The sequence below is a fragment of the Streptococcus sp. FSL W7-1342 genome, from assembly GCF_037966635.1.
In the GTDB taxonomy this organism is placed as follows: Bacteria; Bacillota; Bacilli; order Lactobacillales; family Streptococcaceae; genus Streptococcus; species Streptococcus salivarius_D.
Genome location: NZ_CP150200.1, coordinates 1,280,644 through 1,302,212, shown reverse-complemented (window position 1 = coordinate 1,302,212; position 21,569 = coordinate 1,280,644). Strand labels below are relative to the sequence as shown.

The following is a 21,569-nucleotide window of genomic DNA, read 5'->3' as shown; positions in this document are numbered from 1 at the left end:
CCAGTCATGCTATAATAGAATAAAAATTTGTGTTAAGCGAGAAAAATATGAGTAAAATCAGAATTGTAACCGATTCGTCAATTACGATTGAACCAGAATTGGTTGAAAAATATAATATCACTGTTGTTCCATTGTCGGTTATGGTGGACGGTGTCATCTATTCAGATAGTGATCTTCGAGAAGAAGGCCGTTTCTTGGATATGATGAAGCATAGTAAAGAGTTACCAAAGACTAGCCAACCACCAGTAGGTTTGTTTGCTGAGACATATGAAAAACTTGTCAAAGAAGGTGCAGAACAGATTGTGGCTATCCACCTCATGCACACCCTCTCTGGGACATGTGAAGCTTCACGTCAAGGAGCTAGCCTGTCAGGAGCAGATGTAACCGTTATCGATTCAGGCTTTACGGATCAGTGCCTTAAGTTTCAGGTTGTTGAAGCAGCCAAATTAGCTGAAGCAGGAGATAGTCTAGATGAGATTGTAGCACGTGTGGAAGAAGTGAAAAGTAAATCTGAACTACATATCGGTGTTTCTACCCTTGAGAATCTTGTCAAAGGTGGTCGTATTGGACGTGTAACAGGTCTACTATCTTCATTGCTCAATATCCGTGTCATTATGGAGTTGAAAGACTATCAGTTGAATACGATTGCGAAGGGTCGTGGTGCTAAGACATTCACAAAATGGTTGGATTCTTATATTAATGGTATCAAGGATAAGGACCGCAAAGTGGCAGAGATTGGTATTTCTTATGCAGGGACACCTGATTTTGCACATGAAATGGCTGAAAAACTTGAGGTTTTGGGCGCTCCGATTTCAATCCTTGAGACTGGTTCCATCATTCAAACGCACACTGGTGAAGGCGCCTTTGCCGTAATGGTTCGTTATGAATAAGTGGAAAGAATCAGAATTAGTTAGAAGCCTCGTAGGCTTCTTCTTGCTTTTTCTCTTATTTATCGGCCTCTTTATTTTTGTAGTTCCTAGTACGCATCAGTCATCAAAAATTGCAGAAAAAATTAAATCTATTAAAAATGAAAAGGTCACCTATGTTGCTATCGGTGATTCCCTTACGCAAGGTGTAGGTGATAGTAGTAATCAAGGGGGCTTCGTTCCTGTTTTGTCTCAGGCCTTAGAGTCAGATTTTGACTGGCAAGTGACCTCTCGCAACTATGGTATCGCAGGGAATACGAGCAATCAAATTCTCAAGAGAGTGCAAGAAAAGAAGGATATTCAAAGAGATCTCAAGAAGGCTAAAGTGATGACTCTGACAGTTGGTGGTAATGATGTAATCCATGTCATTAAGGACAATATCACTAATCTTAATGTAGACACCTTCACTAAGCCAGCTCAGGCCTATCAAAAGAGATTAGGACAGATTATTGAGTTAGCTCGTAAGGATAATAAAACATTGCCAATTTATATTGTTGGTATTTACAATCCTTTTTATCTTAATTTTCCAGAGATGACAGAAATGCAAACTATTGTAGATAATTGGAACCAATCTACTGAAGAAGTGTGCAAGAAGTACGATAATGTCTATTTTGTTCCTGTAAATAATTTGCTTTATAAGGGAATTGACGGTAAGGGCGGTGTTACAAGCTCTGATGATACGTCTCAGTCTAGTAACTCTTCTCAAGGTAGCCTGAATGATGCTCTTTTTGAGGATGATCATTTTCATCCAAATAATACAGGTTATCAAATTATGTCAGATGCCATTTTGAAACGTATTAACCAAACAAAGAAGGAGTGGTCAGGTGAGTAAGATATGGAAGTGGTTATTTTTAGGACTCTTGGCCTTAAATCTAGCCTTAGTAAGTGTTGTGGCCTATAGAATCATGACTCCAGTGGAGACGACGAGTTCTGTATCCCTACCTAAGGGAGCAACTAAAATTGGTAAGTATAGTATGACAAGGGAGGAGCTTGACGCTGCTCTTACGGGCTTTGCCCAAGATTATTCGACCGATAAGATGCGTTTCAAGGTCAAGGTTACTAATTCTAAAATTGTTTTCGAAAGTAGCTATAAGGTTTTAGGTCACCCTGTCCCTCTTTATGTCTACTTTACGCCGGTTGTTAGTGAATCAGGAGCAATTGTACTTCATGTTTCTGAGCTTTCGGCTGGAACCTTGAAACTGCCTGTTTCGGATGCCCTTAAGATGATTAAACGTTCAACTAACCTCCCTGATTACATCGCCATCAATAGTAAGAAGGGAAAGGTTACCTTAAATATTCAGTCTATGAAGAATGAGAAGGGGATTACAGCACGTGCTCAAAGCCTTGATTTGGTTAATGACCGTATCGAATTTGACATCTATAAGACAATAAATTAAAAAGCCTTTACTTTTTGCAAAAAAGCGATTAAATTAGCGTTTATTACTTGACCTCATAGGCCTTTTAGGATAAGATAATACTTGTTCAAGCGCTAAAAAAACTATTCGCTTAGAAATAAATTGGAGGATTGTTACAATGGCTAACAAACAAGATTTGATCGCTAAAGTTGCAGAAGCAACTGAGCTTACTAAAAAAGATTCAGCAGCAGCTGTAGATGCAGTTTTCGCTTCTATCGAAGAATTCCTTGCTGCAGGTGAAAAAGTACAATTGATCGGTTTCGGTAACTTTGAAGTACGCGAACGCGCTGCTCGTCAAGGTCGTAACCCACAAACTGGTGAAGCTATCTCAATCGCAGCTTCTAAAGTTCCTGCATTTAAAGCTGGTAAAGCTCTTAAAGACGCAGTTAAATAATGTAAAAACCCCTAAAATTTTAGGGGTTTTGATTTATATGAAAATAAGTTAAGGAAATCTATGAAAACCATAACAGTGGTATTGATTTTTCTTTTGGTTTTTACTGTTATTAAACTATCAGGTATTGTTGCTATCAGCAAACTGATGAAGCCAAGTGAAAAACAAATCGAAGAAGCTCGTCAGAAACGTCTTCAAGCTGAGAAAGAGGGCAAGGATCCTTTTGAAGACTGGGATGAACGTGACGATGATGGTCTTGTCTAATAAGAGAATCCTCATCAAATAATAAAAAAGTTTGGAAGGTCTTCCAAACTTCAGATTGAAGACAAAGTCCTCAGAAGTTATACTTCTGGGGACTTTTCTTGCTTTGAAGGAGTATAATAAAAGAAAAAGGTATTTGATGAGGTGTTCCTATGTTTCACAAAGAAAATCCCGAATACAATCGACGTCAAGTAGGATTCTATACGCTTGATGAACTTGTGCCTAAAGACCATTTTCTAAGAAAAGTCGAGGAAACGATTGATTTCTCTTTTATTTATGATCTTGTCGAAGATAGTTATTCCTCGGATAATGGTCGCCCTAGTCTAGACCCTGTTTTATTAGTTAAAATTCCGTTGATTCAATGTTTTTATGGCATTCGTTCTATGCGCCAAACCATTAAAGATATTGAGGTGAATACGGCTTACCGTTGGTTTCTTGGCTTATCTCTGAACGATAAGGTGCCTCATTTTACAACTTACGGTAAGAACTATAGCCGACGCTTTCAAAACAAGGAAGTGTTAGCACACATTTTTAGTCATGTGCTTCATCATGTTTTGGAAGCGGGGCTCATTGATCCCTCAGAAATCTTCATTGATGGGACCCATATCAAGGCAGCTGCTAATAATCATAAGTACAAAACTGTTGTTATTGATCAAAAAGCTAAATTCATGAGTGAACAACTGGAGATTGAGATTAATTTAGATAGGAAAAAACACGCAAAAAAGTTCTTAAAGCCCGCCAAAAAAGGCGAGGCTAAACCTAAGAAACAATCAACGACAGACCCAGACAGTGGTTGGTTTCATAAGGGGGAACATAAGGAAGTCTTCGCTTACAATGCTCAAGTAGCTTGTGATAAACACGGTTGGGCCTTAGCTTATACGGTTGAAGCAGGAAACATCCATGATAGTCAGGCTTTCTCTGCTCTTTTTGTCAAACTAGAACCATTCTCTCCTGAATTCATTATTGCGGATTCAGGCTATAAAACACCTAGTATTGCCAAGTTTCTTCTAGAAAAAGGGATTACACCAGTTTTCCCTTACACTAGACCAAGAGGTAAGAAAGATTTTTTACGTCCAAAAGACTTTGTCTATGACGAGCATTTTGATTGTTATCTTTGTCCAGAGAACCATGTATTAACTTATCGTACAACCACACGTGAAGGTTATCGAGAGTATAAAAGTAATCCTAAAATTTGTAAGACCTGTCCCTTGTTAGCGATTTGTACTGAAAGTCGCCAGCACCAAAAAGTTGTTGTGCGTCATATTTGGAAAGATGCCCTAGAAGTCTGTGAAGATATTCGCCATCAAAGTGGTATGAAAGAACGGTATCAACACCGGAAAGAAACGATAGAACGGTTATTCGGAACAGCTAAAGAATATCATAACTTACGTTATACCAGAGAAAAAGGAAAGTCCAAAATGGAAGCTAAGGTTGGGCTTACTTTAGCGTGTCTAAATATCAAAAAATTGGTAAAAATGATGACAGGAAAGACCTATAATTTTACCCCAATATCTCAATATTATTGGATTATAGGAGAATTAGGTAAGAATATAAAAAAGACAAACATCAAAAACGATGTTTGTCTTCATTCTGAAGTTTGGAAGGTCTTCCAAACTTTTTTTGTAGACTAGTCAATGTAGTGAAGTTTTCCTCGGAAGTCTTCAAGAGTTTCGTAACCTTTTTCTTCCATGATTTCTTTAAGTTCTTTAGTAATACGGTCAAAAACAGCGACACCTTCTTTTTGAAGGGCAGTACCCACTTGTACCATACTTGCACCACAAAGGATGTGTTCAAAGGCATCACGACCAGATTTGACACCACCAGTACCAATAATTTGGATTTCAGGTTTCAGACGTTGGTAGAAAGCGTGAACGTTTGCCAAGGCAGTAGGTTTGATGTAGTCACCACCGATACCACCAAAACCATTCTTAGGTTTGATGACAACAGACTCATCTTCAATGTAAAGGCCATTACCAATTGAGTTCACACAGTTAACAAAGACAAGTGGAAATTGGTTAAACACTGCAGCAGCTTGGTCAAAGTGCACAATATCAAAGTATGGTGGTAATTTCACACCAAGAGGTTTTGTAAAGTAAGAGAAGACTTCAGTAAGGATCTCGGTTGTTGTTTCAAAATCATAGGCAATTTGAGGTTTACCAGGAACGTTAGGGCATGAGAGGTTGAGTTCAACAAGTCCTTCATAGTCGCTTTCTTGAACTTTTTTGAGAATCGTGTGGGTTTCTTCAGGTGAGAGACCAACTAGTGAAAGGAAATGATTTTTGGTATTGGGTTGCTTTTGCAATTCAATCACATAGTCAAGGTAGTATTCAAAACCGTTATTTGGCAAGCCCATTGAGTTGATTGACCCAAGAGGTACATTCACATAACGTGGTTCAGGATTACCAGGGCGGGCTTCAAGTGTCCCTGTTTTTGTGACGAATGAACCTGCAGCTGAAGCCTCGACCTCTGCCAATTCTTCCTTAGTCATACAATGAACACCCGCAGCATTCATAAGACAGTTAGAAAATGTAAACTGACCAACTTTTGTAGCAGTAGAAACCATAAGATCCTCCTTTAAAGATCACAATGTAAAATGTTACTAATTCATCTCATTTTAGCATGAATGAAGGCCTAAAACAAGGAAATAATGGATATGCAAAAGCATCTAAAGTGAATTTCTAATACCCTCGCTTTTGAGACTGACAGGATGCAGTAGAATTTTACAGAATTTTTTGGATTTTGCTAGCTTTTTCAAGGTTTTTTGGGTAGAATAGAAGGAGTAAATGGGTTTAACCCAAAATAAAAAGGAGACATAACTAATGGTAAAATTGGTTTTCGCTCGCCACGGTGAGTCTGAATGGAACAAAGCTAACCTTTTCACAGGTTGGGCTGACGTAGATCTTTCTGAAAAAGGTACTCAACAAGCTATCGACGCTGGTAAATTGATCAAAGAAGCTGGTATCGAATTTGACCAAGCATACACTTCAGTATTGAAACGTGCGATCAAAACAACTAACTTGGCTCTTGAAGCATCTGACCAACTTTGGGTTCCAGTTGAAAAATCATGGCGCTTGAACGAACGTCACTACGGTGGTTTGACTGGTAAAAACAAAGCAGAAGCTGCTGAACAATTTGGTGATGAGCAAGTTCACATCTGGCGTCGTTCATACGATGTATTGCCTCCAGCAATGGATCGTGATGATGAGCACTCAGCACACACTGACCGTCGTTACGCTTCACTTGACGATTCAGTAATTCCAGATGCTGAAAACTTGAAAGTTACTTTGGAACGTGCCCTTCCATTCTGGGAAGATAAAATCGCTCCAGCTCTTAAAGATGGTAAAAACGTATTCGTAGGTGCACACGGTAACTCAATCCGTGCCCTTGTAAAACACATCAAACAATTGTCAGACGACGAAATCATGGATGTTGAAATTCCAAACTTCCCACCATTGGTATTCGAATTTGACGAAAAATTGAACGTTGTTAACGAATACTACCTCGGAAAATAAGCTGAGATAAGTAGTTATCATTAACAATTAAAAAGTTGACTTAGGTCAGCTTTTTTCTTTTACTGAAAATAATTGTAAATAGTGGTCAGAAAAGTCAGTCAATTCAGTAATTTTTCCTTGACTTTCAAGTTGGAAAGATGTATCATATTAACCAAGATACATCGAAAGGAAATGAGTCAAATGACATTCGCAACTACAACTGTTTTGCTATTGCGTAATGAGGGCTAGTGCAAAAGCATTAGTCCTGTTTGGCTTACCAAGCGGGAGGTAAAAACATCTCGCTTGGGTTTCCGAGTGAGATGTTTTTTTACTACTATCGTTTTTACTTTTAGAAAGAGGATTGTCTATGCGTAAAGTTGAATTTTTTGATACAAGTCTTCGTGATGGGGAACAAACACCTGGTGTTAACTTCTCAATTAAAGAAAAAGTTGCTATTGCTAAGCAACTTGAAAAATGGGGAATTTCTGTAATTGAAGCTGGTTTCCCTGCAGCTAGCCCAGATTCATTTGAAGCAGTAAAACAAATTGCAGAAGCTATGACAACAACTTCTGTTACTGGCTTGGCTCGCTCAGTGAAATCTGATATTGATGCTTGTTATGAGGCTTTGAAAGATGCTAAGTATCCACAAATTCATGTCTTTATCGCAACAAGTCCGATTCACCGTGAGTTTAAATTGAAGAAATCAAAAGAAGAAATTCTTGAAGCTGTAAAAGAACATGTGTCATATGCACGTTCAAAATTTGAAGTTGTTGAGTTTTCTCCTGAAGATGCTACTCGTACTGAGCTTGATTTCTTGACTGAAGTTGTTCAAACAGCAGTTGATGCTGGTGCCTCATATATTAATATTCCTGATACAGTTGGCTTTACGACTCCAGAAGAGTTTGCACGTATTTTTGATCACTTGACTGAAAATATTAAATCAGATCATAAAGTTGTCTTTGGTGTTCACTGCCACGATGACCTTGGTATGGCAACTGCAAATACTTTGACAGCAATTAAACATGGTGCTGGACGTGTTCAGGGAACAGTCAATGGTATTGGTGAGCGTGCGGGTAATGTTGCTCTTGAAGAAGTAGCTGTTGCTTTGAAGATTCGTGAAGACTTCTTCCAAGCAAGTTGTGATATTGTTTTGAATGAAACTATGAATACATCAGAGCTTGTTTCTCGCTTCTCAGGTATTCCAGTTCCTAAAAATAAAGCTGTTGTTGGTGGAAATGCTTTCTCTCATGAATCAGGTATCCACCAAGATGGTGTTCTTAAGAACCCTCAAACTTATGAAATCTTCACACCAGAATTGGTAGGTGTCAAGAGTAACAGTCTTCCTCTTGGTAAATTGTCAGGACGCCATGCCTTTGTTGAAAAATTGAAAGAACTTGAGCTTGACTTTGTTGAAGAAGATATCAAGCCACTCTTTGCCAAATTCAAAATCTTGGCTGGGAAAAAACATGATATTACTGATGCAGACATTCGTGCACTTGTTGCTGGTACTAGTGTAGATAATCCAGAAGGTTTCCACTTCGAAGATCTTCGTTTGACCACTAATGCTGATGAAACAATCACTGCTACAGTTAGCTTGGCTAATGAAGACGGTGAATCTGTAGAATTTTTGGCAAACGGTCAAGGATCAGTTGAAGCTATTTTCAATGCTATTGATAAATTCTTCAACCAAACAGTTCGCTTGACTTCTTATAATATTGACGCTGTAACTGATGGTATTGATGCACAAGCGCGTGTACTTGTAACTGTTGAAAATGTAGATACAGATACTATTTTCAATGCATCTGGTTTGGACTTTGATGTCTTGAAAGCATCAGCAATTGCCTATATCAATGCTAATACATTGGTTCAAAAAGAAAATGCTGGTGAGATGGCACGTAAGGTTTCTTATCGTGACCTTCCATAAGCCAAAGAGGAGTTAAACATGACAAAGAAAATTGTAACACTTTCAGGTGATGGAATTGGACCTGAGATTATGGCAGCAGGTCTTGAAGTTCTTGAAAAAGTAGCTTCAAAAATTGGATTTGATTATGACATTGATGCTAAACCATTTGGTGGTGCTGGTATTGATGCTGAAGGTCATCCACTTCCTAAGTCAACTTTGGATGCTGCTAAATCAGCAGATGCTATCCTCTTGGCTGCAATTGGTGGACCAAAATATGACAATGCGCCAGTTCGTCCTGAACAAGGACTTTTGGCCATTCGTAAAGAGTTGAATCTCTTTGCTAATATCCGTCCTGTCCGCATCTTTGATGCTTTGAAACACTTGTCACCTCTTAAACCTGAGCGTATCGAGGGCGTAGATTTTGTCGTTGTGCGTGAACTTACAGGTGGTATTTACTTTGGTGAGCATATTCTCGAAGAAGACAAGGCTCGTGATATCAATGATTATTCAGCAGATGAGATTCGTCGTATCATTCGTCGTGCTTTCAAGATTGCCCAAGGTCGTGGCAAAAAGGTCACTAGCATTGATAAACAAAATGTTTTGGCAACTTCTAAATTGTGGCGTAAAGTTGCTGATGAAGTTTCTTTGGAGTTTCCAGATGTAACTCTTGAACACCAACTCGTTGATAGTGCCGCAATGATTATGATTACCAACCCAGCTCGTTTTGATGTGGTTGTGACAGAAAATCTTTTTGGAGATATCTTGTCTGATGAATCAAGTGTCCTTCCAGGAACTTTAGGTGTTATGCCATCTGCCAGTCATTCTGAAAATGGTCCTAGTCTTTATGAACCTATTCATGGTTCAGCACCAGACATTGCCGGTCAAGGTATTGCCAACCCAATTTCAATGATTTTATCAGTAGCTATGATGTTGCGTGAAAGTTTCAATGAAACTGAAGGGGCAGAATTGATTGAAAATGCTGTTGATAAGACCTTGAACCAAGGCATCTTGACACGTGATTTGGGTGGTCAGGCTTCGACTGCTGAAATGACAGCAGCTATTATTAGCAATCTCTAAACTCATGACACTAAAACTAGTGTTACTAAGCGTTTTGTTGGTATGGAATCTCCTTGTTTTATGTGCTTATGGACTTGATAAAAGCAAGGCCATTCAACATAAAAGACGGATTTCTGAGAAGGCATTATTATTGCAGACTCTGATTTTCGGTGGTATTGGTGCCTTTCTAGGTGGGAAATTTTTTAGACATAAAATTAACAAATGGTATTTTAAGCTATGTTGGCTTATGGGCATTGTTATTGATGTCGTTATTTTATACCTTATTCTAACAAGACTTTCGGATTAGCTAATCCTTAGATTATATTTGGAGTATTTTATGAGCGGAAAATCAATTTTTGATAAACTTTGGGAACGCCACGTCGTTACTGGAAACGAGGGCGAACCACAATTGATGTATGTGGATCAGCATTATATTCACGAGGTTACAAGTCCACAGGCCTTTCAAGGACTTCGTGATGCTGGACGTAAAGTTCGTCGCCCAGATTTAACTTTTGGTACGACAGACCACAACGTTCCTACGGTTGATATTTTTAACATTCGTGACCTTATTTCTAAAAACCAAATTGATACTTTGGCGAAAAACGTTGAAGAATTTGGTATTGATGCGGCTACCCACGGTACTGCTCGTCAGGGGATTGTCCACATGGTTGGTCCTGAAACAGGTCGCAGTCAACCCGGTAAATTTGTAGTTTGTGGGGATAGTCATACGGCTACGCACGGTGCCTTTGGTGCCATTGCCTTTGGTATTGGTACATCTGAGGTAGAACATGTCTTTGCGACACAATGTTTGTGGCAAGTAAAACCTAAGAAAATGAAGGTGAAATTTGTTGGTAAACCTCAGCCAGGTGTCTATTCAAAAGACTTTATTCTTGCACTTATTGCACGCTATGGTGTTGATGCTGGTGTAGGATACGCGGTTGAATATTGTGGTGAAGCTATTGATGCACTTTCAATGGATGAACGCATGACTATCTGTAACATGTCTATTGAATTTGGTGCTAAGATGGGTCTTATGAATCCAGACCAAAAAACTTATGATTATGTTGAAGGGCGTCCATGCGCACCTAAGGGTGAGAAGTTTGAAGAAGCAGTAGCTGACTGGAAAACCTTGGTTTCAGATCCAGATGCTGAATATGATAAAGTAATCACTATTGATGTTTCAGAATTGGCACCTATGGTTACATGGGGAACTAACCCTGAAATGGGTGTTGAGTTTGATCAACCATTCCCAGAAATCAAAGACTTTAATGATGAACGTGCTTACGAGTATATGGATGTTAAGCCTGGCGAATATGCTAAAGATATCGATCTTGGCTATGTCTTTATTGGTTCTTGTACTAACGCACGTCTCAGCGACCTTGAGTTAGCTGCTAAATTCGTCAAAGGAAAACATATCGCACCAACATTAACAGCTATTGTTGTTCCAGGTTCACGTCCAGTTAAGAAAGAAGCTGAACGTCTTGGTTTGGATAAAATTTTCTTGGATGCGGGATTTGAATGGCGTGATCCAGGTTGCTCAATGTGTCTTGGTATGAACCCAGACCATGTTCCAGAAGGCGTTCACTGTGCATCTACAAGTAACCGTAACTTCGAGGGACGTCAAGGATATGGAGCTCGTACTCACCTTTGTAGTCCAGCAATGGCAGCAGCTGCGGCAATCGCTGGTAAATTTGTAGATGTACGCGATATGCCAGAAGTTCAAGCATAAGGGAGAAGATAATGGAAAAATTTACCGTCTATACAGGGAAATCAGTACCTTTGATGAATGATAACATCGATACGGACCAACTCATTCCCAAACAATTCTTGAAAGCTGTTGATAAAAAAGGCTTTGGTAAGAATTTGATGTTTGAATGGCGTTATCTTAATGATGACTACGAAGAAAATCCTGATTTTGTCTTCAACAAACCTGAGTATCGCGATGCGACTATTTTGGTTACTGGTGATAACTTTGGTTCAGGATCATCTCGTGAACACGCTGCATGGGCATTGGAAGACTATGGTTTCCGCTGTGTTATCGCTGGATCATTTTCAGATATCCACTATAACAACGAATTGAAGAATGGTATGTTGCCAATCGTTCAACCCTTGGAAGTACGTCAAAAATTGGCTGCCCTTCCTGCGGGTGAAGAAATCACGATTGACCTTCCAAACCAAGTCATTAAATCTTCAGCAGGAGAGTTTCCATTTGATATCGATCATGAGTGGAAACGTAAATTGGTTGAAGGGCTTGATGATATTGGAATCACTCTTCAATATGAAGATTTGATTGCTGCCTATGAAAAACAACGCCCATCATATTGGCAATAAGGGACTAAGTTGTTTTTCTAAACTTTGATATTCAATCTTGCTATCAGAAGCAATGATGTGTTAGTAAAAAAATAATGAGTACTTAAAAGAATGGGATAAGGACAATATCAAAAATGTTGTTCTATCTCATTCTTTTTGTTTGAAACAGTTAATATGGTAGAGGCGTTTTTGCAAGTAGCGTATGCTATAATAGAAAGATAGAAAGGAGGCCTTCATGTTTGCACAATTGGATACAAAATCCGTCTATAGTTTCATGGATAGTGTCGTAGACTTGAACAGCTACGTTGCGCGTGCCAAAGAGCTTGGCTACCAAGCCCTTGGTTTAATGGATCGTGACAATCTCTATGCTGCCTATCATTTTGCCCAGCTTGCAAGTAGAAACGGTTTACGTCCTTTGATTGGTATGGAAGCTAATCTATTTTACGAGGGAAGAAAAATTCCTTTTCGTCTATTAGCTAAAAATAATCAGGGCTATAAAAATTTGATGAAGTTGGCAACAGAGCTTTCCTCGGGACAGCGTGAATTTACAGCTTTTTCGGACTATCTAAACGCTATTGCCCTCATCCTTCCAAGTGAAGACTGGGAGCCAGGGATGGCTCTTGGTTCAGAGGTTTTCATTGGGGTAAGGCCAGAAGATGCGGGTAAAGAGTTTGATTATCCTGTAGTTCCCTTACATACAGTGCGTTACTTTGAGAATGCAGACCGCTCGACGATTCAGATGTTGCATGCCATCTCACAAAACGTTTCCTTGTCAGAGGCCTCTATTTGTTCTATGAATCAGCTTCTTTTCTCGCCTCAAGAAATGGAAAGTGCGTATAGTGATATTCCAGAGGCTTTGAACAATTTGGAGCAACTTGTTTCAGACATTACTTATCAATTTGATACGGATTTGAAGCTTCCACGTTTTAATCGAGATATGCCTGCTGTTGACCAATTACGTCAATTAGCTCAATCTGGATTGGAGTCTAAAAAGTTAACCTCAGCAGTTTATCAGGAACGTTTAGACAAAGAATTGTCTATTATTCATCAGATGGGCTTTGATGATTATTTCTTGATTGTCTGGGACTTGTTACGCTTTGGGCGTAGCCGTGGTTATTATATGGGAATGGGACGTGGATCTGCTGCAGGAAGCTTGGTGGCCTATGTCCTTGATATTACTGGAATTGATCCCGTTAAAAATGACTTGCTTTTCGAGCGTTTCCTAAATGAAGAGCGTTATAGCATGCCTGATATTGATATCGACTTGCCTGATATCTATCGAAGCGAGTTTCTTCATTATGTTAGGGACCGTTATGGTAGTAATCACTCTGCTCAGATTGTTACCTTTTCAACCTTTGGAGCCAAGCAGGCTATTCGAGATGTTTTTAAACGTTTTGGTGCTAAGGAATTTGAACTGTCCCAACTAAGTAAAAAGATTTCTTTTCGCGACAACCTGACTTCTGTCTATGAGAAGAATATGTCATTTAGACAGTTGATTAATCAGAGACAGGAATTTCAGAGGGCTTTTGAGATTGCTAAGGCTATTGAAGGCCAGCCAAGACAGACCTCAATCCATGCTGCTGGTATAGTGATGAGTGATGATGACCTGACTAACCATATTCCTCTAAAAGCTGGTGAGGATATGATGGTTACTCAGTACGATGCCTCCGCAGTTGAGGCCAATGGCTTGCTTAAGATGGATTTCTTGGGTCTCCGTAATTTGACCTTTGTTCAAAAAATGAAGGAAAAGCTAGAAGAAGAGCAGGGCATCACTATTGATATCAAATCCATTGACTTGGAAGATCCACAGACCCTAGCACTTTTTGCCAGTGGTAAGACAAAGGGAATTTTTCAGTTTGAGCAGGCAGGTGCCATAAACCTCCTTAAACGGATTAAACCGGCTAAGTTCGAAGAAGTCGTAGCGACAACCTCACTTAACCGTCCTGGAGCTAGCGATTATACAGATAATTTCATTGCTCGTAAGTATGGTAAGGAAAAAGTAGATCTGATTGATCCAGTAGTTGCACCAATCCTTGAGCCTACTTATGGCATCATGCTCTATCAGGAGCAGGTTATGCAGATTGCCCAAGTATTTGCGGGCTTTACACTCGGAAAAGCCGATTTGCTTCGTCGAGCGATGTCTAAAAAAGATGCCAATGAAATGTCCAAGATGTCCGAGGAGTTCATGGAAGGAAGTCGTCAATTGGGACGTGACCCACAGATTGCTGAACGCCTCTTTAGTATGATGGCTAAGTTTGCAGGTTATGGTTTTAATAGAAGTCATGCCTATGCCTACTCAGCTTTGGCCTTTCAGTTAGCCTATTTCAAAACGCATTACCCACAGATATTCTACGACGTCATGTTGAATTATTCGTCTAGTGATTACATTAAGGATGCAATTGAAAATGGCTTCTCCCTAGCTAGCCTCGATATTAATAGGATTCCCTATCTGGACAAGATTTCAAATGGAAAGATCGTACTAGGTCTCAAGACTATCAAAGGCTTGCCAAGAGATTTTGCCCTTTGGATTATTGAGGATCGCAAACAAAATGGCAAATACATTTCTATAGAAGACTTTTTAACACGTATTCCTAGCAAATATCAGAAAGTCGATATTTTGACACCTCTTATTCAAATTGGTTTGTTTGATATTTTTGAATCAAACCGTCAGAAAATCATTGGCAATTTAAACAACCTCTTTACTTTTGTCAATGAGTTAGGAAGTTTGTTTGCAGAGTCCTCTTATTCTTGGGTTGATTATGAAGACTATAGCCAGACGGATCGTTATAATTTAGAACAGGAGTTACTAGGAGTTGGGCTTAGTCCTCATCCTTTACACCTAGCTCAAAAAATGGCCTCTCGTCCCTATCAACCAATTTCTGATTTGACTGTTAATAATATGGCGACGGTTTTGGTTCAGCTAGAGTCCGTTCGAATTATCAGAACTAAAAAAGGTGATCAGATGGCCTTTCTGAACGTGACTGATGGGATCAATAAACTTGATGTTACCCTATTCCCAGAAACTTATTTCTATCATAAGGATAAATTAAGTGAAGGTGGGCTCTTTTATCTTGATGGGCGGACCCAGGAGCGTGATGGACGCATTCAGTTAATTTTGTCTAACATGGAGGAAGCTAGTACGGAGCGATTCTGGATTCTACTTGAGAATCATGATAAGGACTTAGACGTTTCTCAAATCTTAGCTAAGTATCCTGGAAACATCCCTGTAATTATTCGTTATCAAGGAAGTAAGGAAACCATCGTTAGTCAAAGATATAGAGTAGCCAAGAACGAGGAACTTAATCAGGAATTAGCACCTTATGTGTTGAAAACGGTTTTACGATAAAAAAAAAACAATAAATCTTTTCAAATTTAAAGCCATTTAGAATTCTTTGTGTTATAATGAAAATGTTAAATATATAAAAGGAGTATCAGGAATAATGAAACGTATTGCTGTTTTGACTAGTGGTGGAGATGCCCCTGGTATGAACGCTGCCGCTCGCGCAGTTGTTCTCAAAGCAATTTCTGAAGGAATTGAAGTATTCGGCATTAACCGTGGATACGCTGGTATGGTTGAAGGAGATATCTTCCAACTTGATGCCAAAGGCGTAGACAACATCCTCAGCCGTGGTGGTACTTTCCTTCAGTCTGCTCGCTATCCTGAGTTTGCCCAACTTGAGGGTCAACTTAAAGGTATTGAGCAACTTAAAAAACATGGAATCGAAGGTGTAGTAGTTATTGGTGGAGATGGTTCTTACCATGGTGCTATGCGTTTGACTGAACATGGTTTCCCAGCTGTTGGTCTTCCAGGAACTATCGATAACGATATCGTTGGTACAGACTATACAATTGGTTTTGATACTGCTGTTGCAACTGCAACAGAAGCTATCGATAAGATTCAAGACACTGCTTTCAGTCACGGACGTACTTTTGTCGTTGAAGTTATGGGACGTAACGCTGGTGATATCGCTCTTTGGGCTGGTATTGCTTCTGGTGCAGACCAAATTATCGTACCTGAAGAAGAGTACGACATCAACGAAGTTGTCCGTAAAGTTAAAGAAGGTTACGAATCAGGTGCTAAAACTCACCACGTAATCGTACTTGCTGAAGGTGTTATGGGTGCTGAAGAATTTGCAGCTAAAATGAAAGAAGCTGGAGATACTTCAGATCTTCGTGCAACAAACATTGGACACGTGGTTCGTGGTGGTTCACCAACTGCGCGTGACCGTGTTCTTGCTTCATGGATGGGTGCACATGCGGTTGACCTCCTTAAACAAGGTATTGGTGGTGTAGCTGTTGGTATCCACAATGAAGAGCTTGTTGAAAGCCCAATCCTTGGTACAGCAGAAGAAGGCGCTTTGTTCAGTCTTACTGAAGACGGTAAAATTATCGTTAATAATCCACACAGAGCTCGTCTTGACTTTGCAGATCTTAACCGTTCATTGTCTAACTTGAGCTAATCTCAGTTACTTAAATTATTGTTAATCCGTCGCTAAGGCGACAAAAAATATAAGGGAGTTTTTATTTATCATGAATAAACGTGTAAAAATCGTTGCAACACTTGGTCCTGCGGTTGAAATCCGTGGCGGCAAAAAATTTGGTGAAGATGGTTACTGGGGTGAAAAACTTGACCGCGAAGCATCTGCTAAAAACATTGCTCAATTGATCAAGGAAGGTGCCAACGTTTTCCGTTTCAACTTCTCACATGGTGACCACGCTGAACAAGGTGAACGTATGGATGTCGTTCGTATGGCAGAAGACCTTGCTGGTCAAAAAGTAGGTTTCCTTCTTGATACAAAAGGACCTGAAATCCGTACTGAATTGTTCGAAGGTGATGCTAAAGAGTATGCATACAAAACGGGTGAACAAATTCGTGTTGCTACTAAACAAGGTATCAAATCAACTCGCGACGTTATCGCTTTGAACGTTGCAGGTGCACTTGACGTTTTTGACGATGTAGAAGTTGGTAAACAAGTTCTTGTCGATGATGGTAAACTTGGTCTTCGTGTTGTGGACAAAGATGCTGAAAAACGTGAATTCATCGTTGAAGTTGAAAATGATGGTATCATCGCTAAACAAAAAGGTGTAAACATCCCTTACACTAAAATTCCTTTCCCAGCACTTGCTGAACGTGATAACGCTGATATCCGTTTTGGTCTTGAACAAGGTCTTAACTTTATCGCTATCTCATTCGTACGTACTGCAAAAGACGTACAAGAAGTTCGTGCTATCTGTGAAGAAACTGGTAACGGTCACGTTCAATTGTTGGCTAAAATCGAAAACCAACAAGGTATCGACAACATCGATGAAATTATCGAAGCTGCTGACGGTATCATGATTGCTCGTGGTGATATGGGTATCGAAGTACCATTCGAAATGGTTCCAGTTTACCAAAAAATGATCATCACAAAAGTTAACGCTGCTGGTAAAGTTGTTGTTACAGCTACAAACATGCTTGAAACAATGACAGAAAAACCACGTGCAACTCGTTCTGAAGTATCTGACGTATTCAACGCAGTTATCGATGGTACAGATGCTACAATGCTTTCTGGTGAGTCTGCAAATGGTAAATACCCAGTTGAATCAGTTCGTACAATGGCTACAATTGATAAAAACGCTCAAACTCTTCTTAAAGAGTATGGTCGTCTTGATTCATCAACATTTGACCGTTCAACTAAGACTGAAGTAGTTGCGTCTGCAGTTAAAGATGCTACTAACTCAATGGATATCAAACTTGTTGTTGCTCTTACTGAATCAGGTAACACTGCTCGTTTGATTTCTAAATACCGTCCAGAAGCTGATATCTTGGCTGTAACATTCGATGAAATTACTCAAAAATCATTGATGCTTAACTGGGGTGTTATTCCAGTAGTTACTGAAAAACCAAGCTCAACTGATGACATGTTTGATGTTGCTGAAAAAGTTGCATTGGAATCAGGTCTTGTAGAATCTGGTGACAACATTGTTATCGTTGCTGGTGTTCCTGTAGGTACAGGTGGTACAAACACTATGCGTATCCGCACAGTAAAATAATTTAAGTAGAACTTAAATAGAAAGAAGATCCTAGGGGTCTTCTTTTTTTGCTCTCAGCTCTCAGTCAACTGTAGTGGGTGATGAAAAGCTAACATCTAGAGAGGACCGGATAGGGATTCCACTGAAAAAGTCATCAATCGATGTTTTTTGTTATCTTATATCGTATATTCAAGTAATAAAAATACCCCAAAAGTTAGATTTTCTCTGTCTAATTTTTGGGGTGCAGTTTAATTCACGGGTAGTTTGATTAAGGGCTATAAGTCCATAATAGTAACCAGCGTCTTAAGACGAAGTCTTTCACTTTGTTCAAGCCTTTATTTCTTTTATTCGTCATAAGCTTCTCAAAGAGGCAGACGCATTACTTACCGTTATCACTGAAGGGATTTTTATATTCTTTCACACTTAATTGTTCAATGCGGTATCATACTTCACTAGTTCCTAGATATATTTCTTAATTGTGGCTTCATTAAGTCCTATCGTACTTACATAAAAACCTTCTGCCCCAAAATGTTTGTTTCCAAATTTATATTTTAAATTGGCATTTCTATCAAACATCATTAATGCACTTTTACCTTTTTAATATCCCATAAAACTAGCCACACTCATTCGTTGTTGTATACTTACTAGCATATGAACATGATCTGGCATTAAGTGACCTTCTATTATTTGTATGGCCCAGCCTGCTGTTTTTTAAGTCGTCATGATTGACTTTGCTCTCTAGGAAGCGTAATCTAGACCTTAGGTAAAGGATTATAAGGAGGTCTCCCTCAATGATTGAAGTAACTTATTTAAATACTGCCAAGCAAGAAAAACACACTTCCTTTGAAGATTACAATGAATTTGTCAGAGCCCAGCAAGCTTGTTGGATTGCCTTGCCAGATGCAACACCAGTTACTAAGGTGACAATAAACGGACATGATATTGGCTACAAAGGACAATATGGTGACCTTTACTTTTTTATTATGAAGCTAGACTTGGCACAGTATCAGTAATAATAAGGGAAAAGAATCAGACATCTTGTTCTGATTCTTTTTCTTTGAGCAAGGTGATTTTTATAAATTAAGAATATTGCTAATTGACTGAAAATGACTTACAATAGAAAGGAAGAATTTATAGAAGGAGACACATATGAAAAACAAGCGTTTAATTTGGACTTTGGTTTTCCTAGCTATCTTGACGCTCGGTTCTATTGGTACAGATTTTTTCAAAAAAGAACACCAAGATGCCAATAAGGTCGTCAAAGTAGGTATCCTCCAGTTCGTGACTCACGACGCCCTGGATCAAATCGAGAAGGGAATTGAGGATGGCCTTAAGGAAGCTGGTTATAAGGGGGACAAGGTTAAAATCACCCTCCTAAATGCCGAAGGAGACCAGTCTAAAATTCAAACCATGTCTAAACAATTGGTTAATGACAAGAACGATGTCGTTATCGGTATTGCCACACCAGCAGCACAGGGGCTAGCGGCAGCTACCAAGGATATTCCAGTCATCATGGGGGCTATCTCAGACCCTGTTGGGGCAAAATTGGTTAAGGATCTCAAGCATCCAGAAGGCAATGTTACCGGTACCTCTAACCAAGTGCCGATTAAGCAGACAGTAGAATTGGTCAAATCACTGACACCCAACGCTAAGACGATTGGTATTCTCTACGCTTCAAGTGAGGACAATTCCAAATCACAGGTTGAAAGCTTTAAGAAATACGCAGAAAAGGATGGCCTGAATGTGGTCGAGTACGCCGTTCCATCAACCAATGAAATCAATACAACCATGTCAGTCATGACTGGTAAGGTAGATGCCATCTGGACGCCTCAAGATAATACTATTGCCTCAGCCTTTTCAACAGTAATCTCATCAGCTAACCAAGCTAAGATTCCAGTTTATACGACGGTTGATACTATGGTGAAAGAAGGCGGTTTGGCTTCAGTTGCTCAAAGCCAATATGAACTTGGAAAGGCTACAGCTCGTAGTGCCGTTAAGGTTCTTAAAGGTAAGAAAGTTAAGGATGTTCCTGTAGATGTTATCGATGATGGCACACCAACACTTAACCTTAAAGTTGCTCAAGACCTCAACATCACCATCCCTGACGATGTGCTTAAACAGTCAGACATCGCTGTTAAAGCTGATAAATAAGGAGGACTTATGATTATTTCATCTATTTATCAGGGGCTTCTATACGGAATCCTAGGTCTTGGGATTTACATGACTTTCCGTATCTTGGATTTTCCTGATTTGACAACAGAAGGTTCCTTCCCTCTTGGTGGGGCAGTAGCAGTAACCCTTATGAACTTTGGTTGGAACCCTATCTTGGCGACCTTGGTTGCCGTCTTGGCGGGCTGTGGTGCTGGACTTGTGACTGGTCTCCTCTATACTAAGGGAGAAATTCCTACTATTTTGGCAGGGATTTTGGTCATGACCTCTCTTAACTCAGTCATGCTTATGATTATGGGAAGGGCCAACCTAGGACTTCTTGATATTAAGACTATTCAAGACTTGCTTCCTTTCAGCAAGGACTACAACCTCTTGATTGTTGGTCTCATTGCGGTAACCATTGTTATCACTGCCTTGATTGCCTTTCTTAACACGCGCCTAGGTCAAGCTTATATTGCCACAGGTGATAATAGAGACATGGCCAAATCATTTGGTATCAATACAGACAATATGGAAGTGATGGGGCTTGTTATCTCAAACGGTATTATTGCCCTCTCTGGAGCCCTGATTAGCCAACAGGATGGTTATGCCGACGTTTCTAAAGGAATTGGGGTTATCGTCATCGGTCTTGCCAGCATTATCATTGGTGAGGTCCTTTATGCGACTAACTTGACTCTGTTGGAACGTTTGATTGCCATCTGTATTGGCTCAATCCTTTATCAGTTCCTTTTGACAGCGGTTATTGCTCTTGGCTTTAACACTAACTACCTCAAACTCTTTAGTGCGATTGTTTTGGCTATTTGCTTGATTTCGCCTGTCCTACGTCGAAAATTCTTTAAGGGGGTGACCTTATCACGATGACAGCTATTGTAGAACTCAAAGATGCGACTGTTAAGGTCAATAACGGTTTTGACACCGAAAAAACCATTCTGGACCATGTTAATCTTACCATTAGAGAAGGTGACTTTATTACCATTCTTGGTGGAAATGGTGCCGGAAAATCAACCCTCTTCAATGTCATTGCAGGGACTCTCATGTTGACCAGTGGTCAGATTTTCATCATGGGTGAAGATGTTACGGCTCTCCCTGCTGAGAAGCGTGCCAAATACCTCTCACGAGTCTTCCAAGATCCTAAAATGGGGACGGCTCCTCGTATGACTGTTGCAGAAAACCTCTTGATTGCCAAATACCGTGGCGAAAAACGAGGGCTTAAATCACGCCAAATTCACCTCTACACAGAGGAATTTCAAGGTCTGATTGAACGTATCAGTAATGGTTTAGAAAAGCACTTAGATACACCAGCAGGTCTCCTTTCAGGTGGTCAGCGTCAGGCTCTCAGTCTTTTGATGGCGACACTTAAACGTCCTGAGCTCTTGCTCTTAGACGAGCACACTGCAGCTCTGGATCCTAAGACCAGTGTAGCCCTCATGGAGTTGACTGATGAGTTTGTAACAGGTGACCATCTAACAGCTTTGATGATTACCCATCACATGGAAGATGCCCTAAAATATGGAAATCGTCTTATCGTTATGAAGGATGGTCAAATCATTAAAGACCTTACCAAGGAAGAAAAAGGCCAATTGGATATCACAGACTATTACGCTATGTTTGAGTAAGCCTAGTCTGACTCTAAAT

The 21,569-nt window shown here is 39.8% G+C and carries 20 protein-coding genes and 1 pseudogene; 19 read left to right on the top strand and 2 right to left on the bottom strand.

Going from position 1 to position 21,569, the window contains the following annotated elements; all coding sequences use genetic code 11:
- The first annotated feature begins 47 nt into the window (after positions 1 to 47).
- The 6 genes from NSQ79_RS05865 to NSQ79_RS05840 all read left to right on the top strand — a co-directional run bounded on the left by NSQ79_RS05865 (position 48) and on the right by NSQ79_RS05840 (position 4,624).
- On the top strand, positions 48 to 890 hold the full coding sequence (locus tag NSQ79_RS05865; RefSeq protein ID WP_045768844.1) for a DegV family protein: 843 nt from the start codon (positions 48 to 50) through the stop codon (positions 888 to 890).
- Positions 883 to 1,758, top strand: a complete 876-nt coding sequence (locus tag NSQ79_RS05860; RefSeq protein ID WP_164332255.1) for an SGNH/GDSL hydrolase family protein — start codon at positions 883 to 885, stop codon at positions 1,756 to 1,758. Before NSQ79_RS05865 ends, NSQ79_RS05860 begins: the two co-directional genes overlap by 8 nt.
- Positions 1,751 to 2,323, top strand: a complete 573-nt coding sequence (locus tag NSQ79_RS05855) for a YpmS family protein (RefSeq protein WP_004182648.1) — start codon at positions 1,751 to 1,753, stop codon at positions 2,321 to 2,323. Before NSQ79_RS05860 ends, NSQ79_RS05855 begins: the two co-directional genes overlap by 8 nt.
- A gap of 136 nt (positions 2,324 to 2,459) precedes the next feature.
- The gene (locus tag NSQ79_RS05850) at positions 2,460 to 2,735 is read left to right on the top strand and encodes an HU family DNA-binding protein (RefSeq protein ID WP_002884048.1); all 276 of its coding nucleotides are present in this window, start codon (positions 2,460 to 2,462) and stop codon (positions 2,733 to 2,735) included.
- Between the two features lie 60 nt (positions 2,736 to 2,795).
- Entirely contained in the window at positions 2,796 to 2,996 is a 201-nt protein-coding gene (locus tag NSQ79_RS05845) for a hypothetical protein (RefSeq protein ID WP_002883994.1), read from the top strand.
- 149 nt (positions 2,997 to 3,145) lie between these two features.
- Entirely contained in the window at positions 3,146 to 4,624 is a 1,479-nt protein-coding gene (locus NSQ79_RS05840) for an IS1182 family transposase (RefSeq protein ID WP_339313346.1), read from the top strand.
- Here NSQ79_RS05840 and NSQ79_RS05835 read toward each other — a convergent pair.
- Complete coding sequence (locus NSQ79_RS05835) at positions 4,621 to 5,556, bottom strand: dihydroorotate oxidase (RefSeq protein ID WP_004182647.1); 936 nt, start codon at positions 5,554 to 5,556, stop codon at positions 4,621 to 4,623. The two genes, NSQ79_RS05840 and NSQ79_RS05835, sit on opposite strands and share 4 nt — an antisense overlap.
- 256 nt (positions 5,557 to 5,812) lie before the next feature.
- Here NSQ79_RS05835 and NSQ79_RS05830 point away from each other — a divergent pair, with 256 nt between their 5' ends.
- The 9 genes from NSQ79_RS05830 (at position 5,813) to pyk (ending at position 17,786) form a co-directional block, all read left to right on the top strand.
- A complete protein-coding gene (locus tag NSQ79_RS05830; RefSeq protein ID WP_002884137.1) occupies positions 5,813 to 6,505 on the top strand; it encodes a phosphoglycerate mutase in 693 nt (230 codons plus the stop codon).
- Positions 6,506 to 6,851: 346 nt separating this feature from the next.
- Complete coding sequence (locus tag NSQ79_RS05825) at positions 6,852 to 8,408, top strand: 2-isopropylmalate synthase (protein ID WP_037601116.1); 1,557 nt, start codon at positions 6,852 to 6,854, stop codon at positions 8,406 to 8,408.
- 18 nt (positions 8,409 to 8,426) lie between these two features.
- The gene (gene leuB, locus NSQ79_RS05820) at positions 8,427 to 9,464 is read left to right on the top strand and encodes a 3-isopropylmalate dehydrogenase (RefSeq protein WP_013990718.1); all 1,038 of its coding nucleotides are present in this window, start codon (positions 8,427 to 8,429) and stop codon (positions 9,462 to 9,464) included.
- Positions 9,465 to 9,468: 4 nt separating this feature from the next.
- Positions 9,469 to 9,750 (top strand): DUF1294 domain-containing protein, encoded by a 282-nt coding sequence (locus tag NSQ79_RS05815; RefSeq protein ID WP_004182644.1) that lies wholly within the window; start codon positions 9,469 to 9,471, stop codon positions 9,748 to 9,750.
- Positions 9,751 to 9,780: 30 nt separating this feature from the next.
- On the top strand, positions 9,781 to 11,172 hold the full coding sequence (gene leuC / locus NSQ79_RS05810) for a 3-isopropylmalate dehydratase large subunit (RefSeq protein WP_014633231.1): 1,392 nt from the start codon (positions 9,781 to 9,783) through the stop codon (positions 11,170 to 11,172).
- Positions 11,173 to 11,183: 11 nt separating this feature from the next.
- Positions 11,184 to 11,774 (top strand): 3-isopropylmalate dehydratase small subunit, encoded by a 591-nt coding sequence (leuD, locus tag NSQ79_RS05805; RefSeq protein ID WP_002884116.1) that lies wholly within the window; start codon positions 11,184 to 11,186, stop codon positions 11,772 to 11,774.
- 214 nt (positions 11,775 to 11,988) lie between these two features.
- Entirely contained in the window at positions 11,989 to 15,099 is a 3,111-nt protein-coding gene (locus NSQ79_RS05800) for a DNA polymerase III subunit alpha (protein ID WP_339313342.1), read from the top strand.
- 94 nt (positions 15,100 to 15,193) lie between these two features.
- Positions 15,194 to 16,213 carry a 6-phosphofructokinase gene (gene pfkA, locus NSQ79_RS05795; RefSeq protein WP_049528851.1) on the top strand — a complete coding sequence of 340 codons (1,020 nt, stop codon included), beginning with the start codon at positions 15,194 to 15,196 and terminating at the stop codon, positions 16,211 to 16,213.
- 70 nt (positions 16,214 to 16,283) lie between these two features.
- Positions 16,284 to 17,786 (top strand): pyruvate kinase, encoded by a 1,503-nt coding sequence (pyk, locus tag NSQ79_RS05790; protein ID WP_004182640.1) that lies wholly within the window; start codon positions 16,284 to 16,286, stop codon positions 17,784 to 17,786.
- A 358-nt stretch (positions 17,787 to 18,144) separates the two neighbouring features.
- Here pyk and tnpA read toward each other — a convergent pair.
- Positions 18,145 to 18,458 (bottom strand): annotated as a pseudogene (gene tnpA / locus NSQ79_RS05785) (IS200/IS605 family transposase); the annotation flags it as partial.
- 98 nt (positions 18,459 to 18,556) lie between these two features.
- Here tnpA and NSQ79_RS05780 point away from each other — a divergent pair.
- From NSQ79_RS05780 to NSQ79_RS05765, 4 genes are all read left to right on the top strand, one after another.
- The gene (locus tag NSQ79_RS05780) at positions 18,557 to 18,778 is read left to right on the top strand and encodes a DUF4649 family protein (RefSeq protein WP_014633227.1); all 222 of its coding nucleotides are present in this window, start codon (positions 18,557 to 18,559) and stop codon (positions 18,776 to 18,778) included.
- 136 nt (positions 18,779 to 18,914) lie between these two features.
- A complete protein-coding gene (gene trpX / locus NSQ79_RS05775; protein WP_014633226.1) occupies positions 18,915 to 19,916 on the top strand; it encodes a tryptophan ABC transporter substrate-binding protein in 1,002 nt (333 codons plus the stop codon).
- 9 nt (positions 19,917 to 19,925) lie between these two features.
- Positions 19,926 to 20,795, top strand: coding sequence for a branched-chain amino acid ABC transporter permease (locus NSQ79_RS05770; protein ID WP_002883493.1), 870 nt, complete (start codon positions 19,926 to 19,928; stop codon positions 20,793 to 20,795).
- Positions 20,792 to 21,550 carry an ABC transporter ATP-binding protein gene (locus NSQ79_RS05765; RefSeq protein ID WP_002883503.1) on the top strand — a complete coding sequence of 253 codons (759 nt, stop codon included), beginning with the start codon at positions 20,792 to 20,794 and terminating at the stop codon, positions 21,548 to 21,550. Before NSQ79_RS05770 ends, NSQ79_RS05765 begins: the two co-directional genes overlap by 4 nt.
- The last annotated feature ends 19 nt before the right edge of the window (positions 21,551 to 21,569 follow it).